The sequence below is a fragment of the Desulfoluna sp. HI9BLuna genome (genome assembly GCF_056829775.1).
On the sequence record NZ_CP186555.1, the window covers coordinates 3,502,967 to 3,527,175 of the forward strand.

The 24,209-nt window shown below is 59.1% G+C and carries 15 protein-coding genes; 11 read left to right on the forward strand and 4 right to left on the reverse strand.

The genetic code is table 11. The features are described 5' to 3' along the window. Window positions 1–509: 509 nt before the first annotated feature. From ACOYW0_RS14220 to ACOYW0_RS14250, 7 genes are all read left to right on the forward strand, one after another. Entirely contained in the window at window positions 510–1,310 is an 801-nt protein-coding gene (locus tag ACOYW0_RS14220; RefSeq protein WP_482414523.1) for a dihydropteroate synthase, read from the forward strand. 292 nt (window positions 1,311–1,602) lie between these two features. Then, window positions 1,603–4,161 carry an ATP-binding protein gene (locus ACOYW0_RS14225; RefSeq protein ID WP_482414524.1) on the forward strand — a complete coding sequence of 853 codons (2,559 nt, stop codon included), beginning with the start codon at window positions 1,603–1,605 and terminating at the stop codon, window positions 4,159–4,161. Window positions 4,162–4,229: 68 nt separating this feature from the next. After that, window positions 4,230–5,621 (forward strand): sigma-54-dependent transcriptional regulator, encoded by a 1,392-nt coding sequence (locus tag ACOYW0_RS14230; protein WP_482414525.1) that lies wholly within the window; start codon window positions 4,230–4,232, stop codon window positions 5,619–5,621. Between the two features lie 1,400 nt (window positions 5,622–7,021). Next, window positions 7,022–8,596: a BCCT family transporter gene (locus ACOYW0_RS14235; RefSeq protein ID WP_482414526.1), complete on the forward strand. Its 1,575-nt coding sequence runs from the start codon at window positions 7,022–7,024 to the stop codon at window positions 8,594–8,596. A gap of 160 nt (window positions 8,597–8,756) precedes the next feature. Then, window positions 8,757–10,184 carry a trimethylamine methyltransferase family protein gene (locus ACOYW0_RS14240; protein WP_482414527.1) on the forward strand — a complete coding sequence of 476 codons (1,428 nt, stop codon included), beginning with the start codon at window positions 8,757–8,759 and terminating at the stop codon, window positions 10,182–10,184. Window positions 10,185–10,293: 109 nt separating this feature from the next. Continuing rightward, window positions 10,294–10,926, forward strand: coding sequence for a corrinoid protein (locus ACOYW0_RS14245; protein WP_482414528.1), 633 nt, complete (start codon window positions 10,294–10,296; stop codon window positions 10,924–10,926). A 619-nt stretch (window positions 10,927–11,545) separates the two neighbouring features. Next, on the forward strand, window positions 11,546–12,043 hold the full coding sequence (locus tag ACOYW0_RS14250; RefSeq protein WP_180137379.1) for a MarR family winged helix-turn-helix transcriptional regulator: 498 nt from the start codon (window positions 11,546–11,548) through the stop codon (window positions 12,041–12,043). 124 nt (window positions 12,044–12,167) lie between these two features. On the opposite strand, the gene ACOYW0_RS14255 is transcribed toward ACOYW0_RS14250, so the two are convergent. Then, the gene (locus ACOYW0_RS14255; RefSeq protein ID WP_180137378.1) at window positions 12,168–12,407 is read right to left on the reverse strand and encodes a hypothetical protein; all 240 of its coding nucleotides are present in this window, start codon (window positions 12,405–12,407) and stop codon (window positions 12,168–12,170) included. 18 nt (window positions 12,408–12,425) lie between these two features. Continuing rightward, window positions 12,426–14,168 (reverse strand): YeiH family protein, encoded by a 1,743-nt coding sequence (locus ACOYW0_RS14260; RefSeq protein ID WP_482414529.1) that lies wholly within the window; start codon window positions 14,166–14,168, stop codon window positions 12,426–12,428. A gap of 740 nt (window positions 14,169–14,908) precedes the next feature. On the opposite strand from ACOYW0_RS14260, the gene ACOYW0_RS14265 reads away from it, so the two are divergent. After that, on the forward strand, window positions 14,909–16,378 hold the full coding sequence (locus ACOYW0_RS14265) for an ATP-binding protein (protein WP_482414530.1): 1,470 nt from the start codon (window positions 14,909–14,911) through the stop codon (window positions 16,376–16,378). Between the two features lie 618 nt (window positions 16,379–16,996). Here the strand turns inward: ACOYW0_RS14265 and ACOYW0_RS14270 are convergent. After that, a complete protein-coding gene (locus tag ACOYW0_RS14270) occupies window positions 16,997–18,382 on the reverse strand; it encodes a sigma-54-dependent transcriptional regulator (protein WP_482414531.1) in 1,386 nt (461 codons plus the stop codon). Then, a complete protein-coding gene (locus ACOYW0_RS14275) occupies window positions 18,369–20,345 on the reverse strand; it encodes a c-type heme family protein (protein ID WP_482414532.1) in 1,977 nt (658 codons plus the stop codon). The genes ACOYW0_RS14270 and ACOYW0_RS14275 overlap by 14 nt, the downstream gene beginning before the upstream one ends. 404 nt (window positions 20,346–20,749) lie before the next feature. On the opposite strand from ACOYW0_RS14275, the gene ACOYW0_RS14280 reads away from it, so the two are divergent. The 3 genes from ACOYW0_RS14280 to ACOYW0_RS14290 all read left to right on the forward strand — a co-directional run bounded on the left by ACOYW0_RS14280 (window position 20,750) and on the right by ACOYW0_RS14290 (window position 24,143). Next, entirely contained in the window at window positions 20,750–21,478 is a 729-nt protein-coding gene (locus ACOYW0_RS14280) for an amino acid ABC transporter ATP-binding protein (protein ID WP_180137374.1), read from the forward strand. A 668-nt stretch (window positions 21,479–22,146) separates the two neighbouring features. Then, window positions 22,147–23,487 (forward strand): response regulator, encoded by a 1,341-nt coding sequence (locus ACOYW0_RS14285; RefSeq protein ID WP_482414533.1) that lies wholly within the window; start codon window positions 22,147–22,149, stop codon window positions 23,485–23,487. A 47-nt stretch (window positions 23,488–23,534) separates the two neighbouring features. Beyond that, window positions 23,535–24,143, forward strand: a complete 609-nt coding sequence (locus tag ACOYW0_RS14290; RefSeq protein WP_482414534.1) for a chemotaxis protein CheW — start codon at window positions 23,535–23,537, stop codon at window positions 24,141–24,143. Window positions 24,144–24,209 lie beyond the last annotated feature (66 nt).

Here is a 24,209-nt window from a genome sequence, read left to right on the forward strand (position 1 = left end):
TTTCCAGGCCCCGGGCCCGCCCGGTGGCAGGCCGGCGGGCACCCATGGGTTGCTGCGCGGGGACTTTGTGTTTGGGGCCTCCCTTGGTACGGCTTGTGCAATACGAGGGGTGAATCACCGGCCGGTTCCACCGGAGGGTGAGGGCACGCATGGGCGACGGTGAATGAGCCAAGGCGGCGGCCCCGGCAGATAACGGATGCAGCCCCATTCCCCCCGGAAGAGACGGCTTCTACCCTGTCCGGATACGGCGCATGAGCCACCGCCATTATTATTTGCCGCAGGCGCTTTCAGGCACGTCCCCTGAACGTCCAACCACTGCCTGAAGCGCCCCCATGCAGCCCCCCAGTCTCCGTCAGGTTTCCACGGCCGGTTGACATGCCTCGATATCGGGGACCGGTATCGCCTGTTTGACACCGATGCCGACGCCCTTGGAATTCAACCGGTAACCGAAGAAAGAGAGCCCTGTGCCCCTCTGCGGGGTGCCTCGGCACAATGGGAGCGACGAGCCTATGTTTACTGTCATCGGAGAGCGGATCAACACCACCCTGAAAAGCGTGAAGGCGGCTGTGGCCGAACGGGATGCCGACTACATCGCAGAGGATGTAAAAAAGCAGGCGGCCGCCGGGGCCACGTACATTGATGTCAATGCCGGGGCCCGCATCGGGTGTGAAGAAGAGGACATGCGCTGGCTCCTCGGGGTGGTTCAGGAGGCGACCTCCCTTCCCCTGTGCCTGGACAGCCCGGACCCCGCGATCCTGGAGATGGCTTACGGTCTTGCAACGCAAAAGCCCATGATCAACTCCATCAGCCTGGAGACGGACCGGTTCGAGCCCATGATGGCTTTTTTCAAAGGAAAAGCGTGCCGGGTGGTGGCCCTCTGCATGGACGATTCCGGCATGCCCACTTCCGTGGATGAGGTCTTTGACCGGGCCAGGCGCCTGGTGGAGTCCCTTGCTTCCATCGGGGTGGAGCGGGACGACATCTTCATTGACCCGTTGATCCAGCCCCTGAGCGTGGCAACAGGCAACGGGACCATGGCCATGGAGGCGGTGGAACGCATCATGACGGAACTCCCCGGGGTCCATACCACCGGCGGGCTCTCCAATATCTCTTTCGGCCTTCCCCAGAGGCGGATGGTCAACCGCAGCTTTCTCGCCATGATGATGGCCCGGGGCCTTGATTCGGCCATCATGGACCCCCTGGACAGTGAACTGATGGCCACCTTGACCACGGGCGTCGCCCTGAAAGGCGGGGACAAATTCTGCATGAACTACCTTAAAGGCGTGCGTGCAGGCAGGATCAAGGCGTAATGATTTCGGGGCGCATGCGAAGCGCCCCTTTGATAAGCCGGCTGCGCGCGGCCCTGGTTCCGCCGCGTTTTTTTCCCGTGGTATGGCGGGACGGACGCCGCGCTGCAGCGGCTTTATCGTGGTGCCACCCCGTGGGAACGGGTGGCGGCGCGGTGGGGGGTTGGTTTTTCCGGCGGGTTTGTGATACCCCTGACAACAGGGAAAGATCAGTGGAAACATCCCTTTCTATGGACTCGGCTCATCGCAGGGCGTGGGTCGGGATGGTTCGAATGAACACAAAAAAGAGGGGGGCATGGTGCGACGGCCTGACGTGAAGTTCCTTTTGGCAGCTCTTTTGCTGCTTTTCGCTTTTTCGGCCGCGGCGTCGGCAGCCACCCCTGTGGCCGTGGATCCGTTGACCCCTGAGGAGCGTGAATGGCTCACAGCCCATGACGGCAAGATCCGCCTGGCCCCTTCCCCTAACTGGGAACCCCTTGAGTTTTTTGATGAAAACGGGCGCTATCGTGGGCTCGTTGCCGATTACATGCACCTTGTGGAGGAGCGCCTGGGATTTCGCTTCAAGGTGATCCGCATCGACTCCTGGGAGAATGTCCTGACCCTGGCGCGCCACCGGGAGGTGGACATCATCAGCGCCGCCCATCATACCCGCGAACGGGGGGAGTTTCTGGACTGGTCCCCGACCCTTTTTACCCTCTCCAACACCATCATCGTCAAAAAGAGCGTGCCGGGCGTGCTGACCCTGGGCCGGATGCAGAACATGACCATCGGCGTGCCCGCCGGATACGCCGTGTACCACTATATCAAGGGCACCTACCCGGACCTCAACCTGGTTCCCGTCGCCAGCGGCCGCGAAGGGATGCGCATGGTCTCCTTCGGGGAGCTCGATGCCATGATCATGGAGGTGCCCAACGCCCTGTTCGTCATCGAGGACCAGCAGATCACCAACCTGAGGCTGGCCGGCACCATCGACTTCAAGGTGGAGCTGGGCACGGCCACCCGCAACGACTGGCCCCTTTTCCGGAGCATCATGGAAAAAGGGCTGGCCCTCATCACCGAGGAGGAGCGGGCCGACATCTACAACAAGTGGGTCCGGCTGGAACAGATCCCTTTTTACCGGAACCCCACCTTCTGGACGGTGATCAGCTCCATGCTCATCGTGGTGGCGGTGGTGATGGCCGCCGTTATTGCCATCAACCGCACCCTGAAGATGCAGGTGGCCCAGCGGACCGAAGAGCTGCGCGTCAATGAAAAAAGGCTGGAGGCCCTGCTTCGCCTCAACCAGATGACCGACGCCTCCATGGATGAGATCATGGCCTTTGCCGTGAAAGAGGCGGTGAAGCTGACCCGGAGTCGGTTCGGGTACCTGGCCTTTGCCGACAGCACCGGCTGGCTGTTTGTCCATGACTCTCCGTATTCCGCCGCAGGCAAGGGGTGGACCGCCACCTGCACCCCGGAAGGCTTTCCCGAAGAGTTTCGAGGGTTCTGGGGCGAGGCCCTGGCCAGGCGGGTGCCGGTGACCACCAACGATTACCCGGCCAGCAATCCGGCCATGAAGGGTGTACCCACCGGTGTCGGCCCCATTTTTAGGTACATGAACATTCCGGTGTTGAAGCGCGGAGAGGTGGTGGTCGTGGCCGGGGTGGGCAACAAGCCCGTTCCGTATGACGACGCGGACCAGCGCCAGGTGACCCTGCTCATGGCGGGGATGTGGCGCATGGTGCAGAGGCGGCGATCCGAGGAGGCCCTGAAGCAGAGCGAAAAAAGGTTCCGCGACCTGGTGGAGAGCGCCCTGACGGGCATCACCATCGTCCAGGCCGGGGAGGTGGTGTACAACAACCCCGAGCAGGAGCGGATCATGGGGGCGCTGGCTCCCTTCGGGACCCGCAGGGACGAGGCGATCCATCCCGATGACCTGGAGGCCGTGAACCGTTTTTCCGAGGCTGTCATGAACGGGGAACCGGGCCTCCACGAGGCGGAGTTCCGGCTTACCCCCACCGCCGGAGACATGGGGGAAGGGCGTCAGACCTGGGTGACTTGCCGGGCCAACCCCATCGAGTTCCAGGGGGAGTCGGCCATGCTCATCAACACCATGGACATCACCCGGGCCAAGGAGCTCGAACACCTTTTGGTGGTTCAGGACAAGATGGCCTCCCTGGGCCACGTGGCCGCGGGCATCGCCCATGAGATCCGGAACCCCCTGTCGGGCATTAATATCTACATGAGCACCCTGGAAAAGAGGGTGGCCGCCGGTCGATCCATTGCAGAGCTGGAGCCGGTGTTCCGTCAGGTGCGCTCGGCTTCGGGAAAGATTGAATCGGTGATCCGGCGGGTCATGAACTTTTCCAAGCCGTGTGAACCCAAGATCGTGCTGACCCGGATCAACAAGCCGGTGCGGGAAGCCCTGGCCCTGTCCATGATGATGCTCACCAAGAGCAACATCCATGTGGAGCAGCGGCTGGACGAGGCCCTGCCCAGGTGTTACGCCGAGCCCCAGCTTATTGAGGAGGTGGTGCTCAACCTCATCACCAATGCGGCCAGCGCCCTGAAGGCGTGGCCCTGGGAGAAGCGTATCCGCGTCTCCACTTACCTGGAGGGCGGTGAGATCATTCTTCAGGTGGAGGACTCCGGGCCCGGGGTGCCCCGTGAGGTTCGGGACCGGGTGTTCGAACCGTTTTTTACCACCAAGAACAACAGCACCGGCATCGGCCTGAGCCTCTGCCACCGCATCGTCACAGATCACGGCGGCAGCATCCGGGTGGAAGAGGGCGAAGGCGGCGGGGCCCGGTTTGTGGTGGCCCTTCCCCTGGAGGGCGACCGCGGCGGAGCCGGGAATGTACGGCATGGACTGTAGCGGTGGGTGCACCGATATCACTATATAGCCCGGATCATTAAATGCCCGGGATGGGGACAATGCAGAGTATGATGACGATCGATTACAAAGTATTTATCGTAGATGATGAGGAGACAATCCGGGAGGGAATCACCCTGGCCCTCTCCGACCGGTATACCCTCACGGGGTTTGCCGACGCGGAGTCGGCCATTGAGGGGGTGACGGCCGAGGCCCCGGACCTGATTCTCCTGGATATCGGGCTCCCCGGCATGGACGGGGTCGAGGCCCTGGGCCGGATCAAGGAGATCCATCCGGATGTGCTGGTGATCATGATCACGGCCTACGAGGACATCAACTCCGTGATCACCTGCATGAAAAAAGGGGCCTACGACTACATCATCAAGCCCATCCACATGGAGGGACTTGAGAACACCATTGAAAACGCCCTGGAGACCATTCGCCTGCGAAAAGAGGTGAGGGCCCTGCAGGAGCGGCAGCTCACCGAGAACATGCCCTGCTTCATCGGAGAGAGCAACGCCATCCACGACATCATGGAGTTCATCACCATGGTGGCCAAGAGCCCGGACACACCGGTGTTGATCCTGGGGGAAACCGGCACGGGCAAGGAGCTCATTGCCAGCACCATCCACTACCGGAGCCCCAACTTCAAGGGGCCTTTTGTGACGGTGAACTGCGCGGCCATTCACAAGGAACTCATCGAAAGCGAGCTCTTCGGGTATGAAAAGGGCGCCTTCAGCGGGGCCAGCACCACGGGCAAGACCGGGCTCATCGAGGCCGCCGAAGGCGGGACCCTTTTTCTGGATGAGGTGGGGGACATGGGCCTCGACACCCAGGCCAAGCTCCTTCGGTTCCTCGAAGAGGGCGAGTTTTACAAGGTGGGGAGTACGGTGAAGCGCAAGGTGAAGACCCGCATCGTCTCGGCCACAAACCGGGATCTGGACAAGATGATCACCGAGGAGACCTTCCGCAAGGACCTCTTTTTCCGCCTGGGGGTCATCAAGATCAACGTTCCCTCCCTGAACGAGCGGCGGGAAGACACCCTGATCCTCGCCCGGAATTTCATGCACACCTTTGCCGAGAAGTTCGGAAAAACCATCACCGGCATGACCGAGGAGGCCGAAGACAGGCTCCTTATCTACAGCTGGAGCGGCAACGTCCGGGAGCTTAAGAACATGATGGAGCGGGGTGTGCTCACCGCAAGGGGAGAGAAACTCACCGTGGAGGACCTGGGCCTTGAGGACGTCCGGCGGGGAGAGATCATGGAATCCGGTCCCACCGGCTTTGCGCCCCTGCCCCCCACGGGCATCGATATCCAGGAGGTGAGGACCGCCATGGAGACCTTTTATTTCAAAGAGGCCCTGAAGATGGCCAAGGGCAACGAGTCCAAGGCCGCTCGCCTGCTAAACCTCAATCACCACACCTTTCGTTACCAGCGCAAGAAAATCCTGCCCGACGATTAGGCGGCCCGGACTGCCGGCGCCCTTTCCCGCACAAGGGCGGCCAGAAGAAACCACTCCCCCTTTTTTGCTCTGCAAAGGGGGAGTTTTTTATTGCCTTGAATTGGCACCCGCCTTCTTCCTACTTCATGCCTTCCATGTCTTCATTGCCTTTCCTTCAGATGCCAACCGGAACCTATGCTGTCATGCCTTCACGCCGGAAACCCCACCTGTGTCCGGATGCCGGGATGTGTGCATTTTCCGGGCATGCGTTTATCGGGTGAACCTGGTTTTGCATTCTTTCGAAAGATTTGAAGAATTGTCAGGCGCCTCTGGCAGGGCACATGGCAGGTCCGGAGGCCGTGAGGGAGGACGGGGGGCGTCCACTGAAATTTTCTAGATGAGTGAAAGCCAATGCTGGCAAGCTTTTCTAACTTTATTGCCCTTCCAATGACTACCCTTGAAGCCTTCGGTGGCACGCTCCATGCAATTTCCTGATGCAGACGCAATGAATCGCGTACCCAAAAAAGAGTCGCCGTGCATGGCCGGGAGGTGAGTACCCGCGGCGGTGGTGGGGACGGAACCGAAACCCGCCGTCCCCCACAGAAGCCTTGAAAGGGCTTCCGCCGCATGAAGGAGGGTGCACCTTGTCTGGCCCGGCCAGGGCACGGTGCCCGGAGAAGGGTCCGGGGGTGGTGTTTTTCCTGTTTTATGGCCTGCCCCTGTCCCCTTTGCCCGCCGCACCAAGTCGGGGCGCGTTACCAACGGGAACGATATGGAAGAGACCATGATGCACAACCAACCACACAGCCCACAGTCCCATCCGGCCCATTGCATGCTCTGCATTGAGCCGGCCGACGGTGTGGCCCAGGTGTATCGGTCCTCTCTTCTTGAACCGAGCCCGGAGTGCAGTGACCGTATGACGGTTTCTGCGCTGACAACCCTGAAGCGAATTGAATGCCTGTGTGGTGGTGTACCGCACAGGCATTTTTGTTTTTGGGGGGAGGCCTGGGGCGGTTTTCAGTCCGCAGGGGGGATCCATCCACTGACCCAAGGCCATATGGGGCGAGGATGCCGCGTTTTGACGGTATCTTCTCGTCACCGAACGTATGCCCGCACAGAGCTGAAGGGGGAGGCGCGATGTCCGGCACGCGCGCACTCGGCTCGCCCGAAGGGTGAGAAAATCGAGCAGAAAACCTTGAATGACATTCAATTTTTTGTCTCGGCCGTTTTCTCATGAAATATCCGGGAAAGGCGTTGCGGGGGAGTAGGGAGGGCATTCGGGAAGAACACAGCGGTCAGGCAAAGGGAGCGACGCCCAGGCGAGGCGGCGAGCCCGGAATCATGCCGTAGCCACAGGGCTCAGCCGCGGGGTTTTTCACGGAGTCCCAGAGAAGTCCAACCAATCAAGGAGGAGTGACACATTGAGTAACTCGACGGACAAACCCGTACAAATCGAACCGGTCCTGTTTTTTTCAGCGCTGGTGGTGACCCTGGTCACCTGTATTCCCATCGTCATGTTTCAAGACAAGGCGCTGGTGGTGCTGACCAACATCCGGAAATATTTCACAGGTAACCTGGGCTGGACCTTTATGCTCTTTGCCGTGGCCGCGGTGATTTTTTTCCTCTGGCTGATCTTCGGCCCCTACCGCCATGTGAGGCTGGGCGGCCAGGATGCCAAACCCGAGTTCGGTAACATCAGCTGGGTGGCCATGCTCTTCTGTTGTGGCATCGGCACCGGCCTCATCTACTGGTCTTTTATCGAGCCCATTTATTACATGCAGGGTCCTCCCTTCGGCCTGGAGGTGGGATCCAAGGAGGCCAAGGAGTGGGCGGCCTGCTACGGTATCTTCCACTGGGGCTTTGTTCCCTGGGCGCTGACCGCGGTCTTCGGGGTGCCCATTGCCTACTCGTATTATCAGCGCAAAACCAAGCGCCTCAGCATCGGCGCCGCCTTTGAAGGGCACGTGAAGAGCCCCGGGTTCAAACTGTTTGTGGACCTTCTCATCATGTTCGCCATCCTGGGCAACGTGGTGACGGTTTTGGGCCTGGGTACCCCCATGCTGTCGGCCACCATCGCAAAATTCGCCGGTGTGGAGACCAGCCTGACCCTGGACATCCTTGTCGTGGGCATCTGGACCGTCATGTTCTGCTGCAGCTGTTACTTCGGCCTGGAGAAGGGCATCAAACGGCTCAGTAACTTCAACCTGGTTCTGGCCTTTGTCCTCATGACGGCCGTGCTCCTGGTGGGCCCCACCAGCTGGATCCTCAACACCTTTGTCAACAGCCTCGGCATGATTTTCGACAACGTTATCCGCATGTCCATGTGGACCGACACCGCCGGGCAGAGCGGCTGGCCCCAGGGCTGGACCATTTTCTTCTGGGCCTGGTGGCTCGGGGCGTCTCCCTTTGTGAGCGTCTTCCTTGCCAAGATCTCCAAGGGCCGCACCCTGCGTGAAATGGCCGTTGCGGTTCTTGTCTGGGGCCCCCTGGGCTGCGCCGTCTTCTTCGGCGTGTTCGGCGGCTACTCCCTGTACATCGAGCTCAACGGCGCCGAGTCCATGACCGCCATGATGGCGGCCAGCGGCCCGGCCAAGACCATTGCCTCTCTCATCGCGGCCCTTCCCCTGGGCCAGCTCATGCTGCCTCTGTTCATTATGCTGATGTTCATCTTCTGCGCCACCACCCTGGACTCTGCCTCCTACGTTCTGGCCACGGTGAGCACCAAGGAGCTGCCCATGGACAAGGAGCCTGCCCGCTGGAACCGTATGTTCTGGTCCGTGATCAACGGCGTGGCGGCCATCAGCCTGATGTTCATCGGCGGCCTCAAGCCCCTGCAGGCGGTTGCGGTTCTCACCTCCTTCCCTCTGCTCTTCATCATGCTGGGGGCCGGTTACTTTTTCATCAAGGACCTTCACCGGTATGAGACGCGGTGTGTCTCGGCCCTTCAGCCTCCTCCGGAATCCATGGAAGAGGCGGTGGAAAAACAGGCCGCATAGCGCGGTCCCTTTCGGACGGCATGCAAGAGCCCTGCACTCCCTGTGCAGGGCCTTGCAGCTGGCCGGATGAAACCCTTTGACAGCAAGAAGGCGGAGGGGAGGCGCGCCCCTTCGCCTTGATATCCCGTAATACCGCGGCGTGACAGGAGACTACAAGGACATGGCATTGGCAAACCGTATCAATGTGGTGGGCACAGATGAGCTGGCCCGCATTCACGAAGCAACCGTCCAGGTACTTGAGACCACCGGGGTCGAGTTCAAGTCGGACGAAGCCCTGGCCCTTTTCAAGCAGAACGGGGCCGAGGTGGACGGGCACCGGGTGAAGATTCCCCGCTCCCTGCTGGAAAAATCCCTGGAGAGCGCTCCTTCGTCCATTTCCCTGTGGGGCCGGGACAAAGAGACCGTGGTGACCCTTGGCGAGGGACAGACCCGCACACATGTGGAGCCGAGCAACGGCTGCGTCTTTACCCACGACATGGAGCGCGGGCGAAGGGCCTCCACCATGGCGGACCTCATCGACTTTTTCAAGCTGGCTCACCAGAGCCCGGTATGCACCATTTCCGGGGCCATCCCCGTGGAGCCCAACGACGTGCCCCCTGAAGAGCGCCCTTTGCGCATCTTTTTCGAGACCCTCAAGCACACCACCAAGCCCTTGAAGCGCAACGTGCAGCCCGCCCGGGAAATCGAAGAGATGTTTGCGATGTACGAGGTGGCCGTGGGCAAGGGGTTCCTTGCCGATCACCCCAGCATCTACGCCAGCGTCAACCCCTTGAGCCCCCTGGCCTTCGACACCGAGCCCATTGAAACCATCATGACCTATGCCCGGTACAATCAGCCCGTGACGGTCCTCTCCTGCGCCCTGGCCGGGATCTCCGCGCCCATGAGCCTCCTGGGCGCCGCCGTGCTCCAGAACGCCGAGATCCTCTCGGGCCTGGTCCTGAGCCAGATGGTCACCCCCGGGGCCGGGGTGATCTACGCACCGGCCACGGCCGTGCCCAACATGATGACCGCCCAGTACGTCACCGGCTCCCCGGAGTCCCACCTCATCAATATCGTGAACCTGCAGATGGCCCTGGAGCTGTACCATCTGCCCACCCGCACCATGGCAGGGCTCAACGACGCCAAGGTGCCGGACGCCCAGGCGGGCTTTGAGACCATGCAGAACCTCATGCAGTGCATGCTCGGCGGGGCCCATGTCATCAACGAGTGCCTGGGCGTTCTGGACTCCATCATGACCAACTCCTTTGAAAAGTTCATTATGGACGAGGAGATGATCAGCCGGGTGCTCCGGTTCATGGAAGGGGTGGGCGGGATCCACACCGACCTTTCGGCAGAACTCATCGACACCATCGGGCCCCAGGGCTCTTTTCTTATGCACCCCACCACCATGAAGAACTGCCGGACGGCCTGGCGGCCCACGGTTTCGGACTGGAACAACCACGAAAAGTGGGACAAACAGGGGGGCGAAGACGCCCTGGTGCGGGCCAACCGTCTTTACAAAGAGCGGCTTGCCGCCTGCCCCGAGTCCACCCTGGAGCCCGAACTCGAATGCGAACTCTCCGCCTTTGTGGATAAACGGCTGGGTTGATTTTGCTGTGACTGATGAGCCCGGCCCGGCCTCCGGGGACACGCCGGAGGCCGGGGAGGCGGGCCGATTTTTTTAGACTGGTGCTACGGAAAACGTAAGGAGACTGATTATGGCTGACCTGAAAACCATTACCGAAACCCTCATTGCCGGAGACGATGAAGCCCTTGTGGGCCATGTGCAGGCTGCGCTGGATCAAGGCCTGGAGGCCGGGGTGATTTTGTCCGACGGCCTGATTGCCGGCATGGACGTGGTGGGGGGCCGCATGGAGACCGGAGAGATGTTTATCCCCGAGGTGCTCATGTCGGCCATGGCCATGGGGACTGCCGTGGAGATTTTAAAACCCCTGCTCTCCGAGGACGAAAACGCCTCGGTCGGAAAGGTGGTCATCGGCACGGTGAAAGGCGACCTGCACGACATCGGGAAAAACCTGGTGGTCATGATGATGGAGAGTGCCGGTTTTGACGTCACCGACCTGGGCGTGGACGTGGAGATCGATACCTTTCTGGACGAGATCCGGGAGAAGCAGCCGGACATTGTGGGCCTCTCGGCCCTGCTGACCACCACCATGCCCATGATGAAGTCCACGGTGGAGCAGATCACCGCCTCCGGCCTGCGCGACGGGGTGAAGATCATGGTGGGTGGTGCGCCGGTGGACCAGGCCTTCGCCGATGAGATCGGGGCCGATGCCTACGCCGCTGATGCCGGGTCCGCAAGCAAGCTTGCCAAGGCCATGCTGGCCTGAGGCTTGGACTCGATTTTATGGCACCGCGATGCCTTGCCGTCGTGTGTGCCAGTCCCTCCACAGGAGACCGAGGGGCAAAGGATGTTGCCGACCGCCTGTTGATGTGGTGAAACAGGGGGCGCGATACGTTTCCCGGGCGAATCTTCCCATTCGACCGGATCCTCCTAACGGCGTATCTTCAGGCACCCTTTGCCCCTCGACTCCCATGGCACCCTACCAGAAATCCCCCCTCATTCCGAGTTCCAAATCCCCTTCCCTATTTTGTAATGATTCAGTTGCCTCCGGCGGCCCTGCCGGGGGCTAAACTTTTGACTGATCTCATAACGACGGGTCTAATAAACTGGGTTTAAAAACAGACTCCGTTTCATCTGAATCAATAGCGAATGTGATTTTCCCTGAGGAACGAAGGGGAAAGCACATTGGCAACCTGCTTTTGAGGTGACACACCTCGCCGCCGGAGGCATCGATTTTAAGGTTGTTCTTTTTAAACAGGCGGATATGGCCATGCGTGAAACCAAAAACGCAGGGAAAAAGAGGTGGGTTCTGTACAAGCCCCATGAGAGCTGATAGAAGGGATTTTGTGTGGAATGATCACTTTTATTATGGAGAGGCGTAACCGATGGTTGATGACCATGATATCTGCTACGACCTGTTGATCTCCCTGCGGCAGATCATACGGGCCACGGACCTGCACTCAAAGCAGCTTGTAAAGAAATACGGCCTGACCGGGCCCCAGCTTGTGGTGATCCAGGTGATCGCCAGGGAGGGGGAGATCTCCATCGGGAGCCTGGCCAAAAAGGTGAGCCTCAGCCAGGCCACGGTGACCAATATCGTGGAACGCCTTGAGAAGAACGGCGTCCTGAAACGGAAAAAAGGGGAGACCGACAAACGGCGGGTGCTGGTGGCAGCCACCGACAAAGCCCTTGAGATTATCCAGAACAAGCCGTCCCTGCTCCACGAGCAGTTTGTGGCGCGATTCAATAAGCTCGAATCCTGGGAGCAGACCCTTCTGCTCTCTTCCCTTCAGCGCATCGCATCCATGATGAACGCGGAAAATCTGGAGGTGGCCCCCATCCTCTTTTCCGGTCCCATCAACACCCTGGAAGCCAAGGAGTAACCCCGGCTTTAATTAAGGTGCCCCCCCCTATAGGAAAAATAGAAAAAACAAAAAAACGCCCGCGTGCTACGCGGGCGTTTTTTATTTGGGCCTTCCCTGCCGTACTGTCGGGGGCGGAAAAGACCTATTTGGGCATGTAGGTCATGGTGTTTTTCATGTTGAGCTCGGCATCGGAGAACTCAGCCACCTCGGTGTAATAGTAGGCGTTGGCGTTGATGTCGCGCTCTTCAATGAAATCGGCCAGCGGCTTGATGGCGGAGAGGCTGTCCAGCCAGGGGCCGATGACGTAGATCATGAGAAGGCATCCGGCGATGCTTGCCAGAAGACCTCCGATCCGTTTTGACAATGGGCTGTTAGGGTCCATGGTTTTCTCCTTATTCCGTTAGATCTTGGCGGTGATCTCCGGGAAGACCAGGAAGAACATGATGTAGGCCATGATCAGGGTCAGGCACAGGTTGAGGCTCTGGCCGCAGACATAGAGAATCAAGGGCTTGCCTCCTTTGAAGTAGGACTTCAGCTCCCGGAAGTTGGTGGCCAGGCCGATGCTGGCAAAGGCCAGGCAGAAGAACCAGCCCCGACCGATTTTGGAGAAGCCCCGGATGGCGCCGTGGTCGATGATGACGTAGGCCAGGTCCTTGCCGATGGAGGTGTAGAGGGTCGAGAACGCAATGGAGGCGATGATGAACCCGATGACGAATTTGGGGAATCGGTTCCAGATTTCGATGAGCCCCACCTTGCGGCCGCTGGCGGCCTCCTCTTCAGCCACGAAGTAAATGGCCACACCAAAGGCGATGACGCCGATGAGCACGTTCTGGATCATCTTGATGGTGGCGGCCACGTAAAGGGCCCGCTCCGAGAGGAAGGCGCCGGCCGCGGCCACGGCGCCCGTGGCGTCAATGGTACCGCCCATCCAGGCGCCGCCCAGGATGTAGTCCATGCCGGTGGCCTTGATGACGGCGGGCATGATGATCATCATGATGGAGGTAAAGATCAGGGAGAGGCCAACGGCCAGGGTCAGCTCCTCTTTTTTGGCCCGGCAGGCCGAGGCCGTGGCGATGGCTGCCGAGACCCCGCAGACGCTCATGTCCGCGGAGATGGTCATGTTCATGGTCTTGGATTCGATCTTCAGGATTTTCTGGCCGAACCAGTAGGTGGTGATCAGCACGACGGGGGTCACCACCCAGGCCACGAAGATGCCCGGGATACCGATGGAGAGGATCTTGTTGAAAAGTACCTCAGCCCCAAGGAGTACCAGGCCGGTTTTGATGTAGTACTCGGTCTGGACACCGGGTTTCACCCACTCGGGGGTGCCCACGGTATTGCTGATGATCATGCCGAAGAGAATGGCCCAGGCTGCGTAGCCGATGCCGTAGTGCTTCATGGTGGCGTTGGCCGCGGCCACGTAAGCCAGCACCGCCACGGCGAAGACAAAGCAGAAGGCCTTGGCGAACCTGGCAAAGGAGTCTCCCATGAAGGCGATGCCCACGCCGAAGAAGAGGGCCAGGAAGATCATGAAGCCGATGAGGCCGGGCAGCAGGTTGTAGGGTTTGACGTTGGCCTTCTTCTTGAGGCTGCCCAGCTTGGCGTGGGCGCTGCGCCAGTCATCGATCTTCTTGCCGGCATCGGCATTGAGGGCGGTGTCGCCGAAGTTTGCGGCAGCGGCTGCGGCCTGGGCTGCGGTGGCCGCTTCAAGGGCTTCAGACACTTTGGCCTTGCCCGCGTCGTACTTCACCATCCCCTTGGCCGACAGGGCCTTGGCGTCTTCGGCGCTCAGGTAAAAGGCGGAGATGGGGTTGCCGCTCCATTTATGGGGCTTGCTGGTGAATTTTTTGATGGCCTTGCCCACGGGGCTGGAGGTGGCCTTGAGCTTTTTCTTGGCGTCCACGGCCGAGTACCACTCAATGGTCTTGAACGGCGCCCGTTCACTCTCCTGGGTCAAGGTGGCGTTGGCCTCGGTGATCTTGGCCTTGACCGCGGCGTCTCCCTTGGGAAAGTAAATGATCATGCCCGCAAAGAGCAGGATAAAGCCCAGCCAGATGGCCCAGTAATCTTCTTTTTTCCATAAGTCCGACAGGCGCCCTTTGCCACTGTCGTAGACGATGTTGTCCTTGTTTTCCGTTGTCATATCTCTCTTCTCCTCCCAAATGGTGGTGGAACAGCGTCCCTCGTAAAAGGTGTGCCCGGGTGAAGCAGGCCTCCTGCCCCCTGCATGGAGGGCAGCGCCCGGCAAACAATTCATGCCCGGTAAAGGAGCAAGGGGAATGCCAGAAGATGCAGCGGAATGCATAAGTTCTCGGAATGAAACCGATAAAAATCGCTTATGGATGTTGTTGGGTGTCGGGGGGTGCCCCCTGTAGGGGGCGCAAGGTTAATGAATGAAACTCATCAGTGAATTTGATGAAGAGCATTGGAGGGCAGGGAACAGAGGCGCCCCCGGCGGGTGAGATGATAGGGTGCCGCCTTGGGGGGGCACCTGCCGTGCTGGGGGGGCAGGGGTAATGGTGGCGTTTGCTTTAAGTATTTTATTCGGAGGTGTAGGGACTCTATTTCTGTGGTCTGGTATGACGCAGGAACAGGAAGAAACGAGGTGCCCTTATTCTCTTGCACAAGGTATCGAAGATATAATACTTTGCCCAGTGAAATGGCAAAAACCCTATTGCAAAGCAGGTCTTCTCAATTCGTAGACCATTTAGTCAATCAAATAGCTTGAAGTTGTTCAATTCGCCAAGCTCCGTGATTGCCTTCTAACAATGCTTATGAACGGTCAGATGTCTGTGGCATAAAGAGCTGTTTTGTGATGAAATTCGACGGTATCTGCCATAGCTGTATATAGATATTTCATATCCACTGGGAGGTTTCGAGACGATGACCGTTGATCGTTCCACCGAGTATTTGTTGAGCCTGCTCCACGAACTGCGCAACCTCCCCATGGAAACCGAGTGGGTGGAGTTCAAGCGCAACAACGGCAAGCCCGAGGAGACTGGCGAGTATCTGTCCGCTCTGGCAAACAGTGCCGCGTTGATGGGAAAGGTGCATGCCTATCTGGTCTGGGGTGTGGACGACGCCTCGCACGGGGTGGTGGGCACGACCTTTGATCCTGCGTCTTTACGTGTGGGCGGTGAAGAACTGGAGAGTTGGCTGCTGCGTTTGCTGTCGCCCAAGATCAATTTTCGCTTTCATTCACTTCAGGTGGAGCAAAAAACGGTTGTGATGCTGGAGATCGGGGCGGCCTTTCGTCACCCCGTGCAGTTCAAGGGGACAGAGTTTATCCGGGTCGGATCCTACAAGAAGAGGCTCAAGGATTTTCCCGAAAAAGAGCGAGAGCTGTGGCGGGTGTTTGACCAAACCCCTTTTGAACGGGAAATCGCAGCAGAGCATGTCTCCGCAGGGGATGTTCTGAAGCTACTGGACTATCCGACTTATTTCGATTTGCTCGGGTTGCCTTTGCCCGAAGGCCGCAATGGAATTTTGGACGCCTTGGCCTTAGATGAGATGATTGCTCCCGGAAAAGGGGGGGCGTGGAACATTACAAACCTGGGCGCGGTATTGTTTGCCAAACGTTTGGCCGATTTTCGTTCTTTGAAACGAAAAGCCTTGAGAGTCGTACTGTATAAAGGTGAAGGCCGGGTCGAAACGGTTCGAGAGCAGGAAGGAACCAAGGGCTATGCGGCAGGCTTTGATGGGCTTATCGGCTTTGTTACCAATCTGCTGCCCAGCAATGAAGTGATCGGCAAGGCCTTTCGAAGGGACGTGCCCATGTTTCCTGAATTGGCCATCCGCGAGCTCGTTGCCAACGCCATTATTCATCAGGATTTTCATGCCACCGGTACCGCACCCATGGTTGAGATTTTTGATCATCGTATGGAGATTACCAACCCCGGACTTCCATTGGTCAATACCGAACGGTTTCTCGACAGTCCCCCAAAATCACGCAATGAAGCGTTGGCGTCGTTCATGCGCCGCATTGGCGTCTGCGAGGAGCGTGGCAGTGGCGTGGACAAAGTCGTGTTTGAAACCGAAGTATTCCAATTGCCAGCACCATTGTTTGAAACCACTGAGGAACATACCTGTGCTGTCCTTTTTTCCCATCGAGAATTTAAGGATATGGACAAGGATGACCGCATTCGAGCCTGCTATCTCCACGCCTGCCTGAAATATGTGCAACGGGATTTTATGACCAATGCCACCCTGAGGGAGCGGTTTGGCATCGAAGACAAGAACAGTGCCATGGCCTCACGAATCATAAAAGATGCCATCACCTCGGGCTTGATTCGTTGCCATGATGAGAGTGTCGGAAGCAAGGCCCGTAAGTATCTTCCAGGGTGGGTTGAGTGACCTTTTTGGATTTGTTTGACCGTTGTTTGACTGAAATGGGGATGGTTGGGATGTTTGTTTTTTAATGTTTCTATTTTTCAATATGTTACGTGTTGGCGTTTGTTTGATTTTGTGAAGCGCTATGTCGTTTCTGTAGAACCCAAAGGGTACGTAAGCGCACTCTCATGTGGATGTGACGGGTTGTCCACAGTGGAAGGGTCGTGAGGTAGGGTGGGCTTGCGCACCGCCGAAGAACCTTAACGGTCATGAAACCCCATGCCAGGGTGATCATGGCGCAGCATAGAAAAGGCAAAAGACGTCGGGTTTTCAAACACGAGGCTTGATACAGGCATTGCCCTTACCTTCGGTGCTTCTGCAAACACTGGGTTCCAGTGGCTCAGCCTTTGACCGCTGGAGGTATTCCGGTTAATGTCAAGCGAATCTCAAATGCCTTTTATCGTGTTTATAGAAGAATGAAATGGGCCTCTCCTGTAAAAACGGTTGTCGCAGTCACACATCACGGGAATGCCCCGAGAGCGATAGCATAATGGTTGCCTTCATGCATTCGGCACAGGGTTTCCAGGTGCCCCCACCTGGCCGCCGGAGGCATTTTCCCCTCCTCCCTTTTTTCCTATCCCCTTACGTTCTGTACGACTCCACGTCGATGGCATAGCGCTGGATGATCTTCTGGAGGGACTGGCGCTTGATGCCGCTTTTGCGGGCGGAGAGGGCGACGTTGCCGCCGGTTTCGGTAAAGAGGCGGTGGAGGTAGTCCCGGGTGAAGGACTCGATGATTTTCTCCTTCTGGTCCAGGTAGGGCACGGCAAAGGAATCCGTGGGGGTGTCTCCATGGGGCGGTGTGTCCGGTACTTCGCAGAGGTCGATGGTGTCGCCCTGGGTGAGGGCCACCCAGCCGGTGAGGGTGTTTTCGAGCTCCCGGGTGTTGCCCGGCCAGGGGCGGCTGCATACCGAGGCCATGAGCACGGGGGAGAGCTGTTTCCTGGGGAGTTTCAGGTCCCGGGAGGCCTTGGAGAGGAAGTGCTCCACGAGAAGGGGGATGTCGTCGCGTATGTCCCGCAGCGGGGGCATGGTGACGGTTGCCACGTTGAGGCGGTAAAAGAGGTCTGCACGAAACGAGGCGTCGTCGATTTTGGCCTCCAGGGCCTGGTTGGTGGCGGCCAGGATGCGCACGTCCACGGTGTGGCTCTCGGGATCGCCCAGGGGGCGGATTTCCCGGTTCTGGAGGACCCTGAGGAGCTTGGTCTGGAGGCCGGGGGTGAGGTCGCCGATTTCGTCCAGAAAGAGCGTGCCTCCCCTGGCCTGGTCGAAGAGGCCGACTTTGTCTGTGTCCGCGTTGGTGAAGGCCCCTTTTTTGTGGCCGAAGAGCTCGCTCTCCAGAAGCCCCTCGGGCAGGGCCGGGCAGTTGACGGTGACAAAGGGCTTGGCCTTGCGGTCGCTGGCCTCGTGGATGATGCGGGCGGCCAGGTCCTTGCCCGTGCCGGTCTCTCCCCGGATCAGGACGGTGACGTCGCTTTGTCCCAGCATGGCCAGGGTGTCCAGGGTCTGGCGGATGGGGACGCTGTTGCCCACGAGGGGGCTGCCCGAGGTTTCGGCGAGGCGGGCCGTGAGTTCCCGGTTCTCCCTGAGGAGCCGGTGGCGCTCCAGGCCCTTGGTGACGATGCGCACGAGGGTGTCCGAGGCAAAGGGCTTCTGAAGGAAATCCCAGGCCCCTTTTTTCATGGCTGAGACCGCCACGTCGATGGTGCCGTAAGCCGTCATGAGGATAACGGTCTGGGTGGCATCGTCTGCAAGGATCTGTTCCAGGAGTTCCATGCCGCTCATTTCCGGCATGCTGATATCGGTGAGGATAAGGTCCACGGATTCCAGTTTCAGGATGGCCAGGGCCTCTTCACCGCTTGCGGCGGTGCGCACCGTCACGGGCAGGGCCATCTGAAGGGTGCGTGCAAGGCCCCGGGTCAGGTCGGTTTCATCGTCCACGATCAGGATGGTTTCATGTGGGTTCACTGTTGCTTTTCCCTTTTGTCTCCGGGTCTTTTCGTAAGGGCAGGGTGACCGCAAAGCAGGTCCCCTCCCCGGGGGTGCTTTCCACGTCGATGGTCCCGCCGTGCTGCCGCACGATGCCGTAGCTCACCGACAGGCCCAGGCCCGTTCCCACGCCTTTGGCCTTGGTGGTGAAGAAAGGCTCGAAGATGCGCGTGCGGTCCGAGGGGCTTATGCCCACGCCGGTGTCGGCCACGGTGACCTCCAGGTGGCTGGCGTCGACAAGGCGCGTTGCGACAGTCAGCTCGCCCCCTTTGTCCATGGCCTGGATGGCGTTGATGACAAGGTTCATGAAGAGCTGCCGGATTTTTTCCGGGTCCAGGGGGAGCTCCACCCCGGTGGCCAGGTAGCGGGTCTGGGCGGTTACCCCGACCTTTTCCATACGGTGGCGCAGGATGGAGAGGATATCGTCCAGGATGCCGTGGAGGTCGTGCATGAGGAACTCCGGTTTGTTGACCCGGGCGAAGTTGAGGAGGGACTCCACCACGTGGGTGCACAGGGAGGCGTGCTTGGTGATCACCCCCACGTCCTCTTTGAGCTGGGCGTTGCCCTTCACCTGTTTGTCTATAAGGTCCGCATAGCAGCTGATGACCCCAAGGGGGTTGTTGATCTCATGGGCAAACCCTGCGGCGAGCTGGCCGATGGAGGCGAGCTTTTCGGTCTGGGCCAGGTGGGCGTTGATCTGCTTTTGCCGGGTGATGTCCCTTAAGACCATCTCCATGCCGAGGTAGGTGCCCGAAGCCTCGTCAAAGAGGCCGGTGGCAGTGACCAGGGCGTCGATGCGCACCCCGAAGCGATCCACCATGGAGAGCTCTTTTTCGTAGAGGACGAGTCCTTCCTTGACCTGGGCGCCCACGGTAGCGGCGTCTCTGCCGTCCCAGAAGAGGGTATGGAAGGCTTCCATGAGAAAGGCCTCGGCCATGGAGTCGAGCTTGAACAGGGAAAGGCCTGCCCGGTTGATGTCGGTGAGGCGGTCGTCGGCCCCGAAGAGAAGGATGGCGTTGGGGCTGTGTTCAAAAAGGCGCCTGTATTTGCTCTCGGATCGGGTGAGATCGTTGTGGGCTGCCTCCAGGTTCTCGGCGGCCTCTTCAAAGGCCAGGGCCAGGCGGTCCACCTCGTCACCGGCCGGGATGGGGTCGCTGGGGGTGTCGCCGGAGGTGCCCGACAACCGGGTGAAGGTCTCCAGCAGGTGGGAGAGGCGGTTGTGCACCGTGCGGTTAAAGAGGAGGCGAAACAGGCCCATGAGGCAGAAGAGGGCGGCAAACCCCACGATAAAGACACCCCACGCCTTCTCCTTGATCTGGATGCGATAGTGGGTCATGGGGATGTACAGGGTGTCGGCTGCCACCACGTCCCCCACGGCGTATCCGTAGCTGGCCGCGTCTCCGTAACGCTCCCTGAGCTCTTTCGGAGCGTCTTCGGGAACCCCGTGGCACCTCAGGCAGGAGTCTTCTACGGTGATGGGTTCCATCTTGACGTAGTGGGTGCCGTCCGACCGGGTGATCATGCCCTCCCAGCCGGTCTCCTCGCGGTGGGTGTCGAACCAGGCAATGCGCTCTTCTTCAAAGGGGTCTGCCCGGTTCAGGGGGTTGCGGGGGTTGTCCGCGGCCCGTTTGTAGGTGAACTCCGGGAACCTTTCGTTGAGGTTCTTCATGATCTCCCGGGAGATGTAGGAGGTGGACATGGATTCGATGACAAAGCGGTTGGCAGAGAGCTCGCTTTCCATGACCGGGCGCAGGACATCCTTGGCGTAGGTGCGGATGGCCGAGGCCGTTGCCAGGTGGCGTGCGGCGTTGTGGGCGGCCTGTTCCTCCACCTGGTCCGAGAGCCAGGCGTACTCCACCAGGGAGACCACGCTGCAAAAAAGGAGCAGGATGGCGGAGGCCCCTGCAAAAAACCGATTTTTAAGGGACGCTCGACGTTTCATATGGTACCTGTCACTTCATAAGGTGGACGTCGGGCGGGGTTCCGACCGGCCGGGCCAGGCAACGGGCGCGGAAAGGGAAGTCCCCGGGAGAATCTGTTTTTCTATAGCATAAAAGGAGGATTGACAGAATCTTCCTGTGGCCGTCCACGGGGACCGGTGATGGGGTGAGGGACAAAGGCAGCCGCGGGATGTGCCTTGCCTTCACGATTGACTTTTGTTTCATTGTCGTGAACAATCGTTGCCTTGAAACATGACGCGACCACTGGAAATTCCCTGCGCACGGCGTAAAGGTTCCGTAACGCGGCCTGAAGGGCCGCTGGGGGTTTTTAAGGGGCGCCACACCAGAATCAACCGCCCGTCCCGGATACGGGGCGGCGCGCGCAATCCATCGGGAGCATGGCCGGATGATTCAGTTTGATAATGTAAATAAGTGGTACGGGGACCTGCATGTTCTCAAGGATGTCGATTTTCACGTGGGGTCCGGGGATGTCACCGTGGTGTGCGGGCCCAGCGGTTCGGGCAAAAGCACCCTCATCCGGTGCATCAACCGCCTGGAACCCATCGACTCCGGCTCCATTGTGGTGGACGGCATCGCGGTTCACGACCCCAAGGCAGACCTGACCCGGCTTCGCACCGAGGTAGGGTTCGTGTTTCAGCAGTTCAACCTCTATCCCCATATGTCGGTGCTGGACAACATCACCCTGGCACCGAAAAAGGTCCGGAAGATGGGGGACAAGGAGGCCCGGGAGATCGCCATGGAACTCCTGGCCAAGGTGGGGATCCACGACAAGGCCGACGCTTACCCCTCCCAGCTCTCCGGCGGCCAGCAGCAGCGGGTTGCCATTGCCAGGGGCCTGGCCATGAAGCCGCGGATCATGCTCTTCGATGAACCCACCAGCGCCCTGGACCCGGAGATGATCAACGAAGTGCTGGAGGTCATGATGAACCTGGCCAGGGAGGGAATGACCATGGTGGTGGTGACCCATGAGATGGGCTTTGCCCGGGAGGTGGGCAGTGAGGTGGTCTTCATGGACAAAGGCGTGGTGGTGGAGACCAACACCCCGGATGCCTTTTTCACCCACCCTGAAAACGAACGCACCAAGCTCTTCCTCAGCAAGATCCTGACCCACTGAGCCCCATAACATTCATTTGCCTTCCTTTTGACCCCATGTCGTCCCGTCGGCATGGGGTTTTTGTCTTTTCGAACCCACTGTTATTTCCCCTTACCCCCGGTTGAACCCTGGCAGATCCATGGCCCTGTTTATCCTGTCTTGGCCGGGGCCGGAGAGCGATTTGTTCGGCATAGTGAACGCCATGGACGAGTTCCCCACCCGGGATCTGTCTTACCTAATTGTTGAATCTGTTGGTATAAAAAACAGGGAACACAGGCGCGGTTTTCGAGGCTTTTTGCTGTAGAAAATAGACAAAGTCCGGATGCCCTTTTCATTGCGTATGACTGCGTTTTGTTTTTCGGACAGTTGTTCACTTTAGTGTAATTTCGGCATGCAATACCATGGTTTTCATGAGGCATCAAAGGCATGTCGTTTTAAGTCAGCGAGGGATACAGGCTGAGCTTTTTATGTAGTCAATGAGAAAAAACATGTAAATTTATCTGGTTGCGCATAAAGGAGTTTTTCTGGCGTTTAGAAAAGATGACAAGGGAAAGAATCTGGCCCGTTTTCTGCTTTCATCTTCCGCGTAGCATTGCGCGGTTTTGTTGCGGGGGGGCTGCTGCATGCTTTGAGGCGTTGAAGAACAACAACAGGATGCATCTGTCCAGGTGCTGAGCAAGGTGGTGATTTTGGCTGGTACTTCGCATGACTATGTAAGGGGTTTTTCCCTGGACAGCATGGTGACCATGATTGAGATGAATCAGGAAACATGGTCCCTGAAGCTGAGGTCCGGGGGTCGGGTGGGGTACCTTTACTTCAGGGACGGGGCCGTTGTGGACGCCGCCGTGTGGGAGCTGACGGGCCACGCCGCCGCCCTGGAGCTGATCTCCTGGGAAACCCCTGAAATTGAAATAATCAAATTTTGTGACCGGCCCCGGCGGATCCACACCTCCATGATGCAGCTGCTTCTTGAGGGCAAGCGGATCAACGATGAGGCCAAAGACCAGAGGGCCGATGAAGCCCGGTCCCTTGAAGAGGCCGTGGCCCACATTGAGGGGTTTCGGCTGAAGCGGGGGCAGCAGCTTCTTGTGGCGCTGTTGAACCGCAACAAACACCTGGCCGGGGCCTGGCTGTGGTATTCCCGGACCATCGGCACCCTCAAGACCATCCAGGGGGCCATTGAACGGGCCCTGTTCCTGGCTCCGGAAGACAAGGAGATCGCAGAGGAAAAAGAGCGGTTCGAAAGGGCCCGTGGCGCCGTTACCGATGACCGGGTGAAGCGCTGTCCCTTTTGCTGGGCTCCCCTGAACATGAAGGCGGTGCTCTGCACGGACTGCGGAATGCAGCTTCTCATTACCCGTACCAGCCTCTCCCCGGGCAACAGCAGCTGCGATTCCGATGTCGTGGACACTTCGGTGAAGCGCTTTGCCAGGGTCCTGGCAAGGGAAGCGAACCGGAACCTTTATGCGTCGTATTACATGGCCATGTGCCATTTCAATATCAAGGACACGGACCGCACCTTAGAGCTCTTCAACGACACCGTGGCCCTGGCAGGGGAACAGCCTTTTTTTTCAGACCAGCTGAAGCTCTACCTCACCTGGATGGCCGCCCAGCAGGTCTCGGATGAAACGGGGGAGAAGGCCTCGCCCCAGGCCGAGACCGTGGGGGACGGCAAGACGATTCTGGTGGTTGAGGACAGCGCCACCACGCGCAAGGTCATCGGCGCCACCCTGAACATGAAGGGGTATCGCATCATCGAGGCCGTGGACGGCCTGGAGGCCCTGAGCAAACTCAGCGAAGAGCGACCCGACCTGATCCTGCTGGACATCATCCTGCCCAAGATGAACGGATACGAGATTCTCTCCATCATTAAGAACAAGCGAGACCTCAAGGCCATCCCCGTTGTGATGCTGACCAGCCGGGACGGGTTCATGAGCCGCATGAAGGGAAAAATCGCAGGAAGCGCTGCGTACCTGACCAAGCCTTTTAACCCCGACGAGTTGTTGCAGACCATAGTCAAGCACATGTAGGGCGTGGACCGTGCTCCGGCCCTGTTCTGAAAAACGGGATGTTACAAATGGACAAACGAGAGACCGACGGGCTCGGACCGGATGCGGGAAGCGACACATCGCCCCCCCTGGATGAGCTGCTGGCTGAGATGGGGGCGGAGGAACCGGAGCGTTCCTTCCCTTCCGAAAAGACAGGACCTTTCCGGGAGCCGGAGGCCGGCCAGGCCGATTCCGAGCCTTACATCCGCTTCCGGATGGATGGGGTGCATTTTGCGGTTCCTCTGGGCTGTGCCCTGGAAGTGGGGAGACTCCCCAAGGTGACCCCTCTGCCGAACCTTCCCGGCTGGGTGTCGGGCATCAGCAACATTCGCGGAGACGTGGTCTCCATGGTCGATTTGAAGGCTTTTTTCGGCAGGGGCCCTTCGGTCTCTCCGGGAGGGGGCAGCATGGTTGTGCTGCATGCCCATCATCTCAAGGTGGGGGTTCGAGTGGATCGGCTGGAGGGGATGGTCTCCCTGGCCGAAGGGGCATGGAAGGTCTCTTCCAACCCGTTCACCAGGGGGGATATCACGCCCTATCTCGCAGGGGTTGCCGCCACCGGTGACTCGCTGCTCTACCTTCTTGATGTGAAGGCACTGCTGACCTCGGACCGGATGAACAGCTTTCGAAAGGCGTGAGCGGACACGGGCGGAGGCTCAACACGGAGCTTTCGAGCCGTTACGACAGTCAATATGGGGGACGAA